The 13,651-nt window shown below is 67.1% G+C and carries 21 protein-coding genes; 1 reads left to right on the plus strand and 20 read right to left on the minus strand.

Annotated elements, in window-relative coordinates:
* Nucleotides 1-5: 5 nt before the first annotated feature.
* Complete coding sequence (locus ACFYM2_RS17995; protein ID WP_359000830.1) at nt 6-848, plus strand: hypothetical protein; 843 nt, start codon at nt 6-8, stop codon at nt 846-848.
* On the opposite strand, the gene truA is transcribed toward ACFYM2_RS17995, so the two are convergent.
* The 20 genes from truA to rplN all read right to left on the minus strand — a co-directional run bounded on the left by truA (nt 819) and on the right by rplN (nt 13,545).
* On the minus strand, nt 819-1,691 hold the full coding sequence (gene truA / locus ACFYM2_RS18000) for a tRNA pseudouridine(38-40) synthase TruA (RefSeq protein ID WP_359000833.1): 873 nt from the start codon (nt 1,689-1,691) through the stop codon (nt 819-821). The genes ACFYM2_RS17995 and truA overlap by 30 nt on opposite strands.
* 86 nt (nt 1,692-1,777) lie before the next feature.
* The gene (gene rplQ / locus ACFYM2_RS18005; protein WP_350232152.1) at nt 1,778-2,248 is read right to left on the minus strand and encodes a 50S ribosomal protein L17; all 471 of its coding nucleotides are present in this window, start codon (nt 2,246-2,248) and stop codon (nt 1,778-1,780) included.
* Nucleotides 2,249-2,392: 144 nt separating this feature from the next.
* On the minus strand, nt 2,393-3,415 hold the full coding sequence (locus tag ACFYM2_RS18010) for a DNA-directed RNA polymerase subunit alpha (RefSeq protein ID WP_010473911.1): 1,023 nt from the start codon (nt 3,413-3,415) through the stop codon (nt 2,393-2,395).
* A gap of 136 nt (nt 3,416-3,551) precedes the next feature.
* Nucleotides 3,552-3,956, minus strand: a complete 405-nt coding sequence (rpsK, locus tag ACFYM2_RS18015) for a 30S ribosomal protein S11 (protein WP_003956432.1) — start codon at nt 3,954-3,956, stop codon at nt 3,552-3,554.
* Between the two features lie 69 nt (nt 3,957-4,025).
* A complete protein-coding gene (gene rpsM / locus ACFYM2_RS18020) occupies nt 4,026-4,406 on the minus strand; it encodes a 30S ribosomal protein S13 (RefSeq protein WP_053727621.1) in 381 nt (126 codons plus the stop codon).
* Nucleotides 4,407-4,595: 189 nt separating this feature from the next.
* Complete coding sequence (gene rpmJ, locus ACFYM2_RS18025; RefSeq protein WP_003956441.1) at nt 4,596-4,709, minus strand: 50S ribosomal protein L36; 114 nt, start codon at nt 4,707-4,709, stop codon at nt 4,596-4,598.
* Nucleotides 4,710-4,769: 60 nt separating this feature from the next.
* Nucleotides 4,770-4,991, minus strand: coding sequence for a translation initiation factor IF-1 (infA, locus tag ACFYM2_RS18030; RefSeq protein ID WP_003956442.1), 222 nt, complete (start codon nt 4,989-4,991; stop codon nt 4,770-4,772).
* Nucleotides 4,992-5,491: 500 nt separating this feature from the next.
* Nucleotides 5,492-6,337, minus strand: coding sequence for a type I methionyl aminopeptidase (gene map, locus ACFYM2_RS18035; protein ID WP_350232151.1), 846 nt, complete (start codon nt 6,335-6,337; stop codon nt 5,492-5,494).
* Nucleotides 6,338-7,038: 701 nt separating this feature from the next.
* A complete protein-coding gene (locus tag ACFYM2_RS18040; protein WP_359000838.1) occupies nt 7,039-7,695 on the minus strand; it encodes an adenylate kinase in 657 nt (218 codons plus the stop codon).
* Nucleotides 7,695-9,008, minus strand: coding sequence for a preprotein translocase subunit SecY (gene secY, locus ACFYM2_RS18045; protein WP_350232149.1), 1,314 nt, complete (start codon nt 9,006-9,008; stop codon nt 7,695-7,697). Before secY ends, ACFYM2_RS18040 begins: the two co-directional genes overlap by 1 nt.
* A 237-nt stretch (nt 9,009-9,245) precedes the next feature.
* Nucleotides 9,246-9,701, minus strand: a complete 456-nt coding sequence (rplO, locus tag ACFYM2_RS18050; RefSeq protein WP_350232148.1) for a 50S ribosomal protein L15 — start codon at nt 9,699-9,701, stop codon at nt 9,246-9,248.
* A gap of 1 nt (nt 9,702) precedes the next feature.
* Complete coding sequence (gene rpmD / locus ACFYM2_RS18055; protein WP_053682614.1) at nt 9,703-9,885, minus strand: 50S ribosomal protein L30; 183 nt, start codon at nt 9,883-9,885, stop codon at nt 9,703-9,705.
* Nucleotides 9,885-10,487: a 30S ribosomal protein S5 gene (gene rpsE, locus ACFYM2_RS18060; RefSeq protein ID WP_350232147.1), complete on the minus strand. Its 603-nt coding sequence runs from the start codon at nt 10,485-10,487 to the stop codon at nt 9,885-9,887. Before rpsE ends, rpmD begins: the two co-directional genes overlap by 1 nt.
* Nucleotides 10,488-10,533: 46 nt before the next feature.
* On the minus strand, nt 10,534-10,917 hold the full coding sequence (gene rplR, locus ACFYM2_RS18065; protein ID WP_114037183.1) for a 50S ribosomal protein L18: 384 nt from the start codon (nt 10,915-10,917) through the stop codon (nt 10,534-10,536).
* Nucleotides 10,918-10,920: 3 nt separating this feature from the next.
* Nucleotides 10,921-11,460 (minus strand): 50S ribosomal protein L6, encoded by a 540-nt coding sequence (gene rplF, locus ACFYM2_RS18070; RefSeq protein ID WP_350232146.1) that lies wholly within the window; start codon nt 11,458-11,460, stop codon nt 10,921-10,923.
* A 20-nt stretch (nt 11,461-11,480) separates the two neighbouring features.
* Nucleotides 11,481-11,879 (minus strand): 30S ribosomal protein S8, encoded by a 399-nt coding sequence (gene rpsH, locus ACFYM2_RS18075; protein WP_003966947.1) that lies wholly within the window; start codon nt 11,877-11,879, stop codon nt 11,481-11,483.
* A gap of 223 nt (nt 11,880-12,102) precedes the next feature.
* The gene (locus ACFYM2_RS18080) at nt 12,103-12,288 is read right to left on the minus strand and encodes a type Z 30S ribosomal protein S14 (RefSeq protein ID WP_003948630.1); all 186 of its coding nucleotides are present in this window, start codon (nt 12,286-12,288) and stop codon (nt 12,103-12,105) included.
* Nucleotides 12,289-12,293: 5 nt separating this feature from the next.
* Nucleotides 12,294-12,851, minus strand: a complete 558-nt coding sequence (gene rplE / locus ACFYM2_RS18085) for a 50S ribosomal protein L5 (RefSeq protein ID WP_053727613.1) — start codon at nt 12,849-12,851, stop codon at nt 12,294-12,296.
* On the minus strand, nt 12,851-13,174 hold the full coding sequence (rplX, locus tag ACFYM2_RS18090; protein WP_053727612.1) for a 50S ribosomal protein L24: 324 nt from the start codon (nt 13,172-13,174) through the stop codon (nt 12,851-12,853). Before rplX ends, rplE begins: the two co-directional genes overlap by 1 nt.
* 2 nt (nt 13,175-13,176) lie before the next feature.
* Complete coding sequence (gene rplN / locus ACFYM2_RS18095; RefSeq protein ID WP_053727611.1) at nt 13,177-13,545, minus strand: 50S ribosomal protein L14; 369 nt, start codon at nt 13,543-13,545, stop codon at nt 13,177-13,179.
* Between the last annotated feature and the right edge of the window lie 106 nt (nt 13,546-13,651).

Genomic DNA, 13,651 nt, shown 5'->3' on the forward strand with positions numbered 1-13,651 from the left:
GCGGCATGAGCTTTGGGCACGGGGGACCCGGATGGGGCCCGGGGGATCAGCAGACACCGGACTGGGCGGCGCTCGCCGACGCGTCGGCCGCACGCAACAGGCGCCGCAAGTGGCTGTTCCTCGGCGGCGGCGCACTCGCGACGGCGGTGGTCGTCGCGGTGGTGGCCACCGTGATCGTCCAGGCCGGCGGCAAGGACGACGGCAAGTCCACGAGCGCGCTGCCCTCCGCCCCCGCGCTGCCCAGCGACAGCGCGCGGCCCCAGCCCTCGTTCTCGCGGGTGGCCCCGCCGCCCCCGCCCAACCCCTACGACTACGTCTCGGACGCCAAGAAGGACACGGCTCCGCTCAGCGCCGACACCCTCTTCCCCGGCAAGGACGTCACCCTGGGCAGCGGCGTCTACGCCAAGGGCCCCACCGACAAGGTGACCGCCTGCGCCGCGGCGACCCAGGGCGCGCTCGGCCCGGCGCTCACCAACAACGGCTGCCGCCAGGTCATCAGGGCCACCTTCACCAAGGACGGCGTCGCGGTCACCGTGGGCGTCGCCGTCTTCGACACGGACACCGCCGCCAAGAAGGCCAAGGAGCAGGCGGCTGGCGGCATCGAGTCGCTGTCCGGCGCGGGGGTCGCCACCTTCTGCCGGGACGGCTCGGTCTGCCGCAGGACCACCAACTCCTATGGCCGCTATGCCTACTTCACCACCGGCGGCTTCGCCAACGGCAAGAACGTGACGAAGGACGACGCCGGCGTCTTCAGCGCGGGCGACGACCTCGCGCAGTTCGTCTTCAACCAGATCGTCGCCCGTGGCCGCAACCAGGCCTCAGCAGCAGCCGCCAGGCCCGCCGGCTGAACCGCCGGGCAGCGTCCGCAGGTTGCGCGCCTCCTTGCTGCGCGCGGCAAGCAACTCGTCGGCGGGGTAACCGACTTCCTCCAGGGTGAGCCCGTGCGGCTTCACCACGTGCACGGAGGAGTCACGCACCGCCGCCGCCAGGACCGTGCCGGGCCACTCCACGCCCCGGTGCCCGTCGCCGACGTGCAGGAGCGCGCCCACCAGGGAGCGCACCATGTTGTGGCAGAAGGCGTCCGCGCGCACGGTGGCGGTGATGATCCCGTCCTCGCCGCGCGTCCAGGACAGCTCCTGGAGGGTGCGGATGGTGGTGGCACCCTCGCGCTTCTTGCAGTACGCCGCGAAGTCGTGCTCCCCGAGCAGCGCCGAGGAGGCCGCGTTCATCGCCTCGACGTCCAACTCCCAGTCGTGCCACAGGACATGACCCCGCAGCAGCGGGTCGACGCCGCCGGTGTTGTCGGTCACCCGGTAGGCGTACCGCCGCCAGATCGCCGAGAAGCGCGCGTTGAACCCGCTCGGCGCCTCGGCCACCCGCCAGATCCGCACATCGTGCGGCAGCCGCCCCGCCAGGCGCCGCAGCAGCTTGTCGCGGTGCTCGGCCCACACGTCCTCGGGCAGGTCGACGTGCGCGACCTGGCCGCGCGCGTGCACCCCGGCGTCCGTACGCCCGGCGACGGTCAGGTCGTAGTTCTCCTCGGACCGCGTCACCGTGCGCAGCGCGTCCTCGATCTCGCCCTGCACGGTCCGCCGGCCGAACGGCTGCCGGGCCCAGCCGGAGAAGTCCTTGCCGTCGTAGGACAGGTCAAGACGCACCCGGACGCGGCCGGGCTCCACCTCATCGCTCACGTAACCGTTCCTCTCAAAGCATCCACACAGCGGAACGGGCCCGCCCCCCGAAGGGAACGGGCCCGTCCAATCAGCCTTCGGAACGCTTACGCGTCCTTCGCCTCGTCGGCCGACTCGGTGTCGTCGGCCTTGGCCTCGGACTCCTTGACGGCGCGCACGGTGGCGGCCTCGGCCTCGGCGACGGTCGCCTTCTTGGCGATCTCGCCCTCGACCAGCTCGATCACGGCCATCGGGGCGTTGTCGCCACGACGGTTGCCGATCTTGGTGATACGGGTGTAACCACCCGGACGCTCCTCGTAGCGGGGCGCGATCTCGGTGAAGAGGGTGTGGACGATGCCCTTGTCGGTGATCGTCTGGAGCACCAGGCGACGGTTGTGGATGTCGCCCTTCTTCGCCTTGGTGATCAGGCGCTCGGCGACCGGACGCAGGCGGCGGGCCTTGGCCTCGGTCGTCGTGATGCGGCCGTGCTCGAAGAGCGACTTCGCCAGGTTGGCGAGGAGCAGACGCTCGTGCGCGGCGCTGCCGCCCAGACGGGCACCCTTTGCGGGACGCGGCATGGTGATTCTCCTAGTGATCTGCACCGGCCGTATGAGGTACCGATGTCAGTGTCCGAGCAGGCGGCCGCCTGTCGGAGACCCGCGCCCCGTCAGGGGCGCGGGGAACTGCGCGACCAGCCACAGCGGGCCCGCAGTCGAAGACCGTCAGTACTGCTCGGTCTCCACGAAACCCGCATCCGCGTCGTCATCGGCGCCGAAGGCGTCAGCCGCGGCGGTCGGGTCGAATCCGGGCGGCGAGTCCTTCAGCGCGAGGCCCATACCGGCCAGCTTCGCCTTGACCTCGTCGATCGACTTCGCACCGAAGTTGCGGATGTCGAGCAGGTCGGCCTCGGAGCGCGCCACGAGCTCACCCACGGAGTGGATGCCCTCACGCTTGAGGCAGTTGTACGACCGAACGGTGAGCTCAAGCTCCTCGATCGGCAGGGCGAGATCGGCGGCGAGCGCGGCGTCCGTCGGGGACGGGCCCATGTCGATGCCCTCGGCGTCGATGTTGAGCTCGCGCGCCAGACCGAACAGCTCGACCAGGGTCTTGCCGGCCGACGCCATGGCGTCGCGGGGACGCATGGCCTGCTTGGTCTCGACGTCGACGATCAGCTTGTCGAAGTCGGTGCGCTGCTCGACACGGGTCGCCTCGACCTTGTACGTGACCTTGAGCACCGGGGAGTAGATGGAGTCGACCGGGATGCGGCCGATCTCCTGGCCCAGCTGCTTGTTCTGCACGGCGGAGACGTAGCCGCGACCGCGCTCGACGGTCAGCTCCATCTCCAGCTTGCCCTTGCCGTTGAGCGTGGCGAGCACCAGGTCGGGGTTGTGCACCTCGACGCCGGCCGGCGGGGCGATGTCAGCAGCGGTGACCAGGCCGGGACCCTGCTTGCGCAGGTACATCACGACCGGCTCGTCGTGCTCCGAGGAGACGACCAGCTGCTTGATGTTCAGGATGAGGTCGGTGACGTCCTCCTTGACGCCCGGCACGGTGGTGAACTCGTGCAGGACACCGTCGATCCGGATGCTGGTGACAGCGGCACCGGGGATCGAGGAGAGGAGCGTACGACGCAGGGAGTTGCCGAGCGTGTAGCCGAAGCCGGGCTCCAGGGGCTCGATGACGAACCGCGAGCGGTACTCGTCAACGACCTCTTCGGTCAGCGAAGGGCGCTGAGCGATAAGCATGGGGAGATCCTTCAGTCATGGGCACCCACTATTTGATGCCCTGCTGGGTACTGCGGGGTACTGCGTACTGCAAGGGTACGGGCGGCACGCCTCGAAAGAGCCGTACCGCCCAGAACCTCAGGTCAAGCGACGTGCGTCAGACGCGGCGGCGCTTGGGGGGACGGCAGCCGTTGTGCGGCGTCGGGGTGACGTCCTGGATCGAGCCGACCTCGAGGCCAGTGGCCTGGAGGGAGCGGATCGCGGTCTCGCGACCGGAGCCCGGGCCCTTGACGAAGACGTCAACCTTGCGCATGCCGTGCTCCTGCGCGCGGCGGGCGGCCGACTCGGCGGCCATCTGCGCGGCGAACGGAGTCGACTTGCGGGAGCCCTTGAAGCCGACGTGGCCGGCGGACGCCCAGGAGATCACGTTGCCCGAGGGGTCCGTGATCGAGACGATGGTGTTGTTGAACGTGCTCTTGATGTGCGCGTGGCCGTGAGCGACGTTCTTCTTTTCCTTGCGGCGCACCTTCTTGGCAGCGCCCTGACGACCCTTGGGGGGCATGTCTTACTCCAGATGGAGGGGAGGTGATCGGTCCTACAGCGAAGACCGCTGAAAAGCGTCCGCTGTGGACTACTTCTTGCCCGGCTTCTTCTTACCGGCGATGGCGCGACGCGGGCCCTTGCGGGTACGAGCGTTCGTGCTGGTGCGCTGGCCGTGGACCGGCAGACCACGACGGTGGCGCAGACCCTGGTAGCAGCCGATCTCGACCTTGCGGCGGATGTCGGCGGCGACCTCACGGCGCAGGTCACCCTCGGTGCGGAGGTTGGCGTCCACGTACTCGCGGATCTTGACCAGGTCCTCTTCGGCCAGGTCACGAACGCGGGTGTTCGGGTTCACGCCGGTCGAGGCGAGGATCTCCTTGGACCGGGTACGCCCGATACCGAAGACGTAGGTGAGTGCGATCTCCACGCGCTTTTCGCGCGGGATGTCGACACCGGAAACGCGTGCCATTTACTGGCTCCAGTTGATTTCGGGGGTCTTCCACAGCACCGTTCCCGACCGCCGTACTAGGTACGTTTCGGGTCCCCGGCCCCCGCCGGAGGTGTCACCAGCCGGGGGTGCCGGCCAGGTGGATGCTGCGTATGTACGTTTTGCTCGCGTCGCTTGAAGAACTGCGCAGTGCAGGTCGGTCGGCGTGCGTCAGCCCTGGCGCTGCTTGTGGCGCAGGTTGTCGCAGATGACCATGACCCGGCCGTGACGGCGGATCACCTTGCACTTGTCGCAGATCTTCTTGACGCTCGGCTTGACCTTCATGGGATGTCAGGTTCTCCGGGTCAGTGCCACCGCCGCCGCTGAGGGCGACGTGGGCAAGATCTACTTGTACCGGTAGACGATCCGGCCACGCGTCAGGTCGTACGGAGAGAGCTCCACCACGACCCGGTCATCCGGGAGGATGCGGATGTAGTGCATCCGCATCTTGCCGCTGATGTGCGCGAGGACTTTGTGACCGTTCTGGAGTTCCACCTTGAACATGGCGTTCGGGAGGGACTCGATCACGGTGCCCTCGATTTCGATGGCACCTTGCTTCTTGGCCACGCTTCGCCTTTCGAATCGGCTACCTTGATCGACTCCCGCAGCCGTGTGTGGACACACGGGTACACGAGAGCCGACGCATCAGTCTACGACAGGCCACTCGAAAAGACGAATCCGGGGAGTTTGCCCGCCATGGTAGATCCTTAAGCCGCCGGACGTACGTGTCCGAGCCAGCAAGTCGCGCGCCGGTCAGCCCAGCGGGTCGGGGGCGGTCGTGATCCCGAACTCGGCCAGCTTGGCCCTGCCGCCGACCCATCCCCCACGCCGGTCTCGCGGGCTCGGCGCCGGGGCGCCTCACAAGCTTCGACCAGCTGCGCCGGCCTCCGACCGGCGACGGGCGCCGCGCTCAGCCCAGCGGGTCGGGGGCGGTCGTGATCCCGAACTCGGCCAGCTTCGCCTTGCCGCCGACCCATCCCCCACGCCGGTCTCGCGGGTTCGGCGCCGGGGCGCCTCACAAGCTTCGACCAGCTGCGCCGGCCTCCGACCGGCGACGGGCGCCGCGCTCAGCCCAGCGGGTCGGGCGCGGTCGTGATCCCGAACTCGGCCAGCTTCGCCCTGCCGCCGTCCGGCATCGTCAGGACCAGCGGACCGTTCTCGGTCAGAGCGACCGAGTGCTCCCAGTGCGAGGACCAGGACCCGTCCGTCGTGATGACCGTCCAGTCGTCCTCAAGGACCTCGGTGCGGGGGGTGCCGAGCGAGACCATCGGCTCGATGGCCAGGCAGAAGCCGGGGATCAGCTTGGGGTTGTGGCGGCCCAGCATGCGGCGCTTGTCGACGTAGTTCAGGAGGTGCGGGTCCATGTGCATCTCGGACCCGATGCCGTGGCCCCCGTAGTCCTCGACGATGCCGTACTTGCCGGTCGAGGGGCGGGGCTGGCGGCGGATGTAGGACTCGATCGCGCGCGAGACGTCGATGAGCTTGTTGCCCTTCTTCACCGCGGCGATCCCGGCCCACATCGACTCCTCGGTGACCCGGGAGAGCTCGACCAGCTCGGGCGCGTGCCCGGAGCCCACGAACGCGGTGTACGCGGCGTCGCCGTGCCAGCCGTCGATGATCGCGCCGGCGTCGATGGAGATGATGTCGCCGTCCTTCAGGACGGTCTTGTCGTCCGGGATGCCGTGGACGACGACCTCGTTGACCGAGGTGCAGATGGTGGCGGGGAAGCCGCCGTATCCCAGGAAGTTGGACTTCGCGCCGTGCTCGGCGATCACCTTGCGGGCGACCTCGTCCAGGTCCTTCGTCGTGGCGCCCGGCACCGCGGCCTCGCGGGTGGCGGCGTGGATCGCGGCGACGACCAGCCCCGCCTCGCGCATCTTCGCGATCTGCTCGGGGGTCTTGATCTCCACCATGTGCGGCTCACGCCTTTCTGGTCAGGTACGGGTCACCCTCCACGATAAGGCTTCGCCCCCCGGCCCCGGCCCGGAGCCCGGAGCCCGTGCGTGGCTGAGCATCCTGTGCGGGCCAGCATGAGCGCCCTCAGCCCGTCCGCCCCGGCAGGGTGCACGCCGGCCCACATGTGCATACCCAGCCCGTCATGGGGGTCCCCCCTGGCCCTTAAGGCCTTGGGGGAGATTGAGGACGAGCGCCCCTCAGGCGCGAACGGGGTCTGGGGCCGAGCCCCAGGGACCCCGGCTGCGAACCGTGCGTGGCTGAGCGCGCAGTTCCCCGCACCCCTGTCTGGGCTGGTGCTGGCCCGCATGCACATCCTCACAGCCCGTCCGCCCCGGCAGGGTGCGCGCCGGCCCACATGTGCATACCCAGCCCGTCATGGGGGTCCCCCCTGGCCCTCAAGGCCTTGGGGGAGATTGAGGACGAGCGCCCTTCAGGCGCGAAACGGGGTCTGGTGCCGAGCCCCAGGGACCCCGACTGCGAACCGTGCGTGGCTGAGCACGCAGTTCCCCGCACCCCCAACTACTCGGCGCTGACCAGGACCGGTCCCCTCAGCCCGTCCGGCGTTTGAGGACGGGCTCCTTCACCGGGCCAGGACGTGCGACGGCCGCGGCACCCCGCCAAGGGGCACCGCGGCCGTCGCCGACGCCGGCTACCGCGACTACGCCGCCTCGCGGCGCAACGCGTCCATCGCCTTCTTCGTCACCTCATCCACCTTGCCCAGCGCGGTGATCGTGATGACCAGCCCCTGCGCCCGGTAGTAGTCGATGATCGGCTCGGTCTCGCTGTGGTAGACCTCGAGCCGCTTGCGCACGGTGTCCTCGGTGTCGTCCCCACGCTGGTACAGCTCGCCGCCGCACTCGTCGCAGACGCCGGCCTGCTTCGGGGCGTTGTACACCACGTGGAAGACGTGCGCGCTGTTGTTGCGGCAGATCCGCCGGCCGGCGATCCGCTTGACGACCTCGTCCTCCGGGACTTCCAGGTCGAGCACCGCGTCCAGCTTCACGCCGTCCGCCTTCAGCACCTCGTCCAGCGCTTCGGCCTGCACCACATTGCGCGGGAAGCCGTCGAGCAGGAAGCCGTTCACGGCGTCCGGTGCTTCCATGCGGTCCTTGGCCATCCCGATGGTGACCTCGTCGGGCACCAGGTTGCCGGCGTCCATGTACGCCTTGGCCTGCTTGCCGAGTTCCGTGCCCTGGCTGATGTTGGCACGGAAGAGGTCGCCCGTGGAGATGTGCGGGATCGCCAGGTTCTGGGCAAGGAACGCGGCCTGCGTTCCCTTGCCGGCACCGGGCGGTCCGACGAGGACGATTCGCATCAGCGGAGGAACCCTTCGTAATTGCGCTGCTGAAGCTGGCTCTCGATCTGCTTAACGGTTTCCAGACCCACACCCACGATGATCAGGATGCTCGTCCCGCCCAGCGGGAAGCTCTGGACGCCGCCGAAGATGATCAACGCCATTGTCGGTACGAGCGCGATCAGCCCCAGATACAGCGACCCCGGCCAGGTGATCCGGTTGAGTACGTAGCTCAGGTACTCAGCGGTCGGTCGGCCAGCCCGGATGCCCGGGATGAAGCCACCATACTTCTTCATGTTGTCGGCGACTTCCTCGGGGTTGAACGAGATCGCCACGTAGAAGAACGCGAAGAACACGATCAGCAGGAAGTAGCTGACGATGTAGTAAGGGTGGTCGCCCTTGGTCAAGTTGTCCTTGACCCACGTCGCCCAGCCGGCCGTCGAGTTCGAGAACTGGACGATCAGCGCCGGGATGTAGAGCAGCGACGAGGCGAAGATGACGGGGATCACACCGGCCTGATTGACCTTCAGCGGGATGTACGTCGAGGTGCCGCCGTACGACCTGCGCCCGATCATGCGCTTGGCGTACTGCACCGGGACCCGGCGCTGCGCCTGTTCGACGAAGACCACGAGCCCGACCATGACCAGGCCGACAAGCAGCACGGTGCCGAACTCGATCCAGCCGCCGGCCAGGTGGCCCTGCTTCTTGATGGCCCACAGGGAGCTCGGGAAGCTGGAGGCGATCGAGATGAACATCAGGATGGACATGCCGTTGCCGATGCCGCGGTCGGTGATGATCTCACCGAGCCACATGACGCAGGCGGTACCGGCGGTCATCGTGATGACCATCGTGATCGTGGTGAAGATCGAACGGTTCGGGATGATCTCGGTGGCGACCTGGCAGCCGCTGAAGAGCGCGCCGTTGCGGGCCGTGGCCACGAGACCGGTGCCCTGGAGGATCGCCAGCGCCACGGTCAGATAACGCGTGTACTGCGTGATCTTGGCCGTACCCGCCTGGCCCTCCTTCTTGAGGGCTTCCAGGCGTGGGATCACCACGGTCAGCAGCTGCAGAATGATGCTCGCCGTGATGTACGGCATGATGCCGAGCGCGAAGATCGTGATCTGTAGCAGCGCACCGCCGCTGAACATGTTCACCAGGCCGAACAGACCGCTGTTCTGCTGTGCCTGGTCCACACAGGTCTGCACGTTCTTGTAGTTCACGCCGGGCATGGGTACATGCGTACCGAGCCGGTAGATCACGATGATGCCGAGTGTGAAGAGCAGCTTCTTGCGCAGGTCAGGCGTCTTGAACGCCTGGGCGAACGCGGTGAGCACGGTGCCTCCTGCGACCCCCGCGCACGTGCGTCAGGGTGACGGTCTTGAGGTTCGACGAATGAAGGAGTGAAGGTCTTGATCTGCCAAAAAACCGCGCCGGAGCCGTCCAGGCACACAGCACGGAACTTAGACAGTGCACGCCACCATACCGGCGACCGTGCCCCCCTAGGAACGACCAACCGGGGATGCCCCATTTGAGAGGCATCCCCGGTCGGATGTTCAAGCCATCAAGCTGTCTCAGACAAGCTCGGTGACGGTACCGCCGGCGGCGGTGATCTTCTCCTTGGCGGAGCCGGAGACGGCGTCAACCGAAACCTGCAGCGCCACGGAGATCTCGCCCTGGCCCAGGACCTTGACGAGGCTGTTCTTGCGCACCGCGCCCTTGGCGACCAGGTCGGCCACCGTGACCTCTCCACCCTCGGGGTAGAGAGCGCCGAGCTTGTCCAGGTTCACGACCTGGAACTCGGTGCGGAACGGGTTACGGAAACCCTTCAGCTTCGGCAGGCGCATGTGGAGGGGCATCTGGCCACCCTCGAAGCGCTGCGGAACCTGGTAACGGGCCTTCGTACCCTTGGTACCACGACCAGCGGTCTTACCCTTGGACGCCTCACCACGACCCACACGGGTCTTGGCGGTCTTGGCGCCCGGGGCAGGACGGAGGTTGTGGGCCTTCAGCGGGCTGTTCTCACCCATGTCAGTCAACCTCCTCAACCGTCACGAGGTGGCGGACGGTCTGCACCATGCCGCGGAACTCGGGGCGATCCTCCTTGACAACCACGTCGTTCAGGCGCTTGAGCCCGAGCGAACGCAGGGTGTCGCGGTGGTTCTGCTTGCTGCCGATGTACGACTTCGTCTGCGTGATCTTGAGGCGGGCCATCAGACACCCGCTCCCGCACGCGCACGAAGCAGAGCCGCGGGGGCGACGGCCTCGAGGGGCAGACCGCGGCGGGCCGCGATCTCCTCGGGACGCTGCAGGCCCTTGAGGGCCGCCACGGTCGCGTGCACGATGTTGATCGCGTTGTCGGAGCCGAGCGACTTCGACAGGATGTCGTGAACGCCGGCGCACTCGAGCACCGCGCGCACCGGGCCACCGGCGATAACACCGGTACCGGGGGAAGCAGGCTTCAGCAGGACAACGCCGGCCGCCTTCTCGCCCTGGATCGGGTGCGGGATGGTGCCCTGGATGCGCGGAACCTTGAAGAAGTTCTTCTTGGCTTCCTCGACACCCTTGGCGATGGCCGCGGGAACTTCCTTGGCCTTGCCGTAACCGACACCTACGGTGCCGTCACCGTCGCCCACCACGACCAGCGCGGTGAAGCTGAAGCGGCGACCACCCTTGACAACCTTGGCAACGCGGTTGATCGCGACAACGCGCTCAACGTAAGCGGTCTTCTCGGCGGCAGCGCCACCGTCGCGACCCTTCCGGTCCCGCCGCTCGCCGCCACCGGCACCGCTTCCGCGGCGCTGGGGTCCAGCCATTGGATTTACCTCTCTCTGTTACGTCCGTTAGTCCCGGAACCGGGGCTTAGAACTTCAGCCCGGCTTCGCGGGCGGCGTCAGCCAGAGCGGCAATGCGCCCGGCGTACCTGTTGCCACCACGGTCGAACACGACGGCCTCGACGCCGGCGGCCTTGGCGCGCTCAGCGACCAGGGCACCGACCTGCTTGGCCTGCGCGGACTTGTCGCCCTCGCCGCCGCGGATCGAAGCGTCCAGGTTCGACGCCGACGCCAGGGTGTGACCCTTGAGGTCGTCGATGACCTGAGCGGTGATACCGCGGTTGGAACGCGTCACGACGAGGCGCGGACGCTCCGCCGTACCCGACACGTGCTTGCGGATGCGGACGTGGCGACGTGCCTTGGCGGCACGCTTGTAAGCGTCGCCCTTGGCGATCTTCACACCGTATGCCATGGCTTACTTACCAGCCTTTCCGACCTTGCGGCGGATGACTTCGCCGGCGTACTTGACACCCTTGGCCTTGTACGGGTCGGGCTTGCGCAGCTTGCGGATGTTCGCGGCGACCTCGCCGACCTTCTGCTTGTCGATGCCCTCGACCGAGAACTTCGTGGGCGACTCGACCTTGAAGGTGATGCCTTCGGGGGCCTCGACGGTGATCGGGTGGCTGTATCCGAGCGCGAACTCCAGGTTGGAGCCCTTCGCCTGGACGCGGTAACCGACACCGCTGATCTCGAGCGCCTTGATGTATCCCTGGGTCACACCGGTGATCATGTTGGCCACCAGCGTGCGGGACAGGCCGTGCAGGGCCTTGTTCTGACGCTCGTCGTTGGGGCGGGTGACGTTCAGAACGCCGTCCTCACCCTTCACGATCTCGATGGGAGCCGCAACGGCGTGCGTGAGGGAGCCCTTGGGGCCCTTCACGTGAACCGTGCGCCCATCGATGGTGACGTCCACACCGGCGGGAACCTGGATGGGGAGCTTGCCGATTCGCGACATTGCTTTTCCTCCGTTCCCTACTACCAGACGTAGGCGAGGACTTCCCCACCTACGCCCTTCTTGCCTGCCTGCTGGCCGGTGAGCAGACCGTGGGACGTGGAGATGATCGCCACGCCCAGGCCGCCGAGCACCTTCGGCAGGTTGGTGGACTTCGCGTACACACGCAGACCGGGCTTCGAGATCCGCTTGATGCCCGCGATGGAGCGCTCACGGTTCGGCCCGAACTTCAGCTCGAGGACGAGGTTCTTGCCGACCTCGGCGTCCTCGACCTTCCAGCCGGTGATGAAGCCCTCCTGCTGGAGGATCTCCGCGATGTGCGACTTGATCTTGCTGTGCGGCATCACGACGGAGTCGTGGTACGCCGAGTTAGCGTTGCGCAGACGAGTGAGCATGTCTGCGATCGGGTCAGTCATGGTCATGAATCGGCCTTCGGCCTCTCTCGCCGCGGTTTCCTGTATGCGCCATCCCTCTCCCCACTCAGTGGCGGGACGGGTGCGGTGCGGGGACCTACGGCGTAGTAAGTCGTTATGGGCGGCGGACGCCCAACCCCACAAGCCTACGGCATGGGGAGTCGGGCCTCCGCCGACCAGATACTTACCGAGAGCGTCCGGTAATTCCCAAGTCCCAAGGGACTGGGGGGAATTACCAGGAGCTCTTGGTCACGCCCGGCAGCTCGCCACGGTGAGCCATCTCACGGAGGCACACGCGGCACAGGCCGAACTTGCGGTACACGGAGTGGGGACGACCGCAGCGCTGGCAGCGGGTGTAGCCACGCACACCGAACTTGGGCTTGCGGGCAGCCTTCGCGATGAGAGCCTTCTTCGCCATCTCGCTTACGCCTCCTTGAAGGGGAAGCCGAGGTGACGAAGGAGGGCACGGCCCTCGTCGTCGTTGGTCGCCGTGGTGACCACGGTGATGTCCATACCCCGGGTACGGTCGATCTTGTCCTGGTCGATCTCGTGGAACATGACCTGCTCCGTGAGACCGAAGGTGTAGTTGCCACGGCCGTCGAACTGCTTCGGCGACAGACCGCGGAAGTCACGGATACGCGGCAGCGCGAGCGACAGCGTACGGTCCAGGAACTCCCACATGCGGTCACCGCGGAGGGTGACGTGGCAGCCGATCGGCTGACCCTCGCGCAGCTTGAACTGCGCGATGGACTTGCGGGCCTTGGTGACGGCCGGCTTCTGTCCGGTGATCGTGGTGAGGTCGCGAACCGCGCCGTCCATCAGCTTGGAGTCGCGGGCGGCGTCGCCGACACCCATGTTGACCACGATCTTGACGAGGCCGGGAACCTGCATGACGTTCTCGTACGAGAACTCCTCACGCAGCTTGCCCGCGATTTCCTCGCGGTACTTCGTCTTGAGACGCGGAGTGGTGGTGGTAGCCATCAGATGTCCTCACCCGTCCGCTTGGCAACGCGGATCTTGTTGCCCTCGTCGTCGAAGCGGAAACCGACGCGGGTGACGACCTTGTTGCCGTCCTTCTCCACGACGAGCTGAACGTTGCTCACGTGGATCGGGGCCTCGGTCGTCACAATGCCACCGGTCTGCGAACCGCGAGCGGTCTGGCCGGCCTTGGTGTGCTTCTTGACCCGGTTGACACCCTCGACCAGGACGCGGTCCTCGCGGGGGAAGGCCGCGATGACCTTGCCCTGCTTGCCCTTGTCCTTACCGGTGATGACCTGAACCAGGTCGCCCTTCTTGATCTTCATGCTTACAGCACCTCCGGCGCGAGCGAGATGATCTTCATGAACTTCTTCTCGCGCAGCTCCCGGCCCACCGGGCCGAAGATGCGGGTGCCGCGGGGGTCGCCATCGTTCTTGAGGATGACGGCCGCGTTCTCGTCGAAGCGGATGTACGAGCCGTCCTGACGACGACGCTCCTTGACGGTGCGCACGACGACAGCCTTGACGACGTCGCCCTTCTTCACGTTGCCACCGGGGATCGCGTCCTTGACGGTGGCGACGATGACGTCACCGATACCCGCGTAGCGGCGACCGGAGCCACCGAGCACACGGATGCAAAGGATTTCCTTTGCACCAGTGTTGTCGGCGACGCGCAGTCGCGACTCCTGCTGGATCACGTCTATCTCCTGATCGTCTGCCGGTTCCCGGCGGGGGCCACGGACCTCTCACGAGGTGCGGCCCCCACCGAGCCTGGCGGAACCACTCTGAGGGAAACCCCCCAGA

Origin of the sequence: Streptomyces sp. NPDC006711 (genome assembly GCF_042869775.1) — a bacterium.
In the GTDB taxonomy this organism is placed as follows: Bacteria; Actinomycetota; Actinomycetes; order Streptomycetales; family Streptomycetaceae; genus Streptomyces.

What these genes read in the sequence shown, in the direction of transcription:
- ACFYM2_RS17995 (WP_359000830.1), top strand. Translation starts at nt 6, where the DNA reads ATGAGCTTTGGGCACGGGGGACCCGGATGGGGCCCGGGGGATCAGCAG.
- rplQ (WP_350232152.1), bottom strand. Translation starts at nt 2,248, where the DNA reads ATGCCGCGTCCCGCAAAGGGTGCCCGTCTGGGCGGCAGCGCCGCGCAC.
- ACFYM2_RS18010 (WP_010473911.1), bottom strand. Translation starts at nt 3,415, where the DNA reads ATGCTTATCGCTCAGCGCCCTTCGCTGACCGAAGAGGTCGTTGACGAG.
- rpsK (WP_003956432.1), bottom strand. Translation starts at nt 3,956, where the DNA reads ATGCCCCCCAAGGGTCGTCAGGGCGCTGCCAAGAAGGTGCGCCGCAAG.
- rpsM (WP_053727621.1), bottom strand. Translation starts at nt 4,406, where the DNA reads ATGGCACGCGTTTCCGGTGTCGACATCCCGCGCGAAAAGCGCGTGGAG.
- rpmJ (WP_003956441.1), bottom strand. Translation starts at nt 4,709, where the DNA reads ATGAAGGTCAAGCCGAGCGTCAAGAAGATCTGCGACAAGTGCAAGGTG.
- map (WP_350232151.1), bottom strand. Translation starts at nt 6,337, where the DNA reads ATGGTGGAGATCAAGACCCCCGAGCAGATCGCGAAGATGCGCGAGGCG.
- ACFYM2_RS18040 (WP_359000838.1), bottom strand. Translation starts at nt 7,695, where the DNA reads ATGCGAATCGTCCTCGTCGGACCGCCCGGTGCCGGCAAGGGAACGCAG.
- rplO (WP_350232148.1), bottom strand. Translation starts at nt 9,701, where the DNA reads ATGGGTGAGAACAGCCCGCTGAAGGCCCACAACCTCCGTCCTGCCCCG.
- rpmD (WP_053682614.1), bottom strand. Translation starts at nt 9,885, where the DNA reads ATGGCCCGCCTCAAGATCACGCAGACGAAGTCGTACATCGGCAGCAAG.
- rpsE (WP_350232147.1), bottom strand. Translation starts at nt 10,487, where the DNA reads ATGGCTGGACCCCAGCGCCGCGGAAGCGGTGCCGGTGGCGGCGAGCGG.
- rplR (WP_114037183.1), bottom strand. Translation starts at nt 10,917, where the DNA reads ATGGCATACGGTGTGAAGATCGCCAAGGGCGACGCTTACAAGCGTGCC.
- rplF (WP_350232146.1), bottom strand. Translation starts at nt 11,460, where the DNA reads ATGTCGCGAATCGGCAAGCTCCCCATCCAGGTTCCCGCCGGTGTGGAC.
- rpsH (WP_003966947.1), bottom strand. Translation starts at nt 11,879, where the DNA reads ATGACCATGACTGACCCGATCGCAGACATGCTCACTCGTCTGCGCAAC.
- ACFYM2_RS18080 (WP_003948630.1), bottom strand. Translation starts at nt 12,288, where the DNA reads ATGGCGAAGAAGGCTCTCATCGCGAAGGCTGCCCGCAAGCCCAAGTTC.
- rplE (WP_053727613.1), bottom strand. Translation starts at nt 12,851, where the DNA reads ATGGCTACCACCACCACTCCGCGTCTCAAGACGAAGTACCGCGAGGAA.
- rplX (WP_053727612.1), bottom strand. Translation starts at nt 13,174, where the DNA reads ATGAAGATCAAGAAGGGCGACCTGGTTCAGGTCATCACCGGTAAGGAC.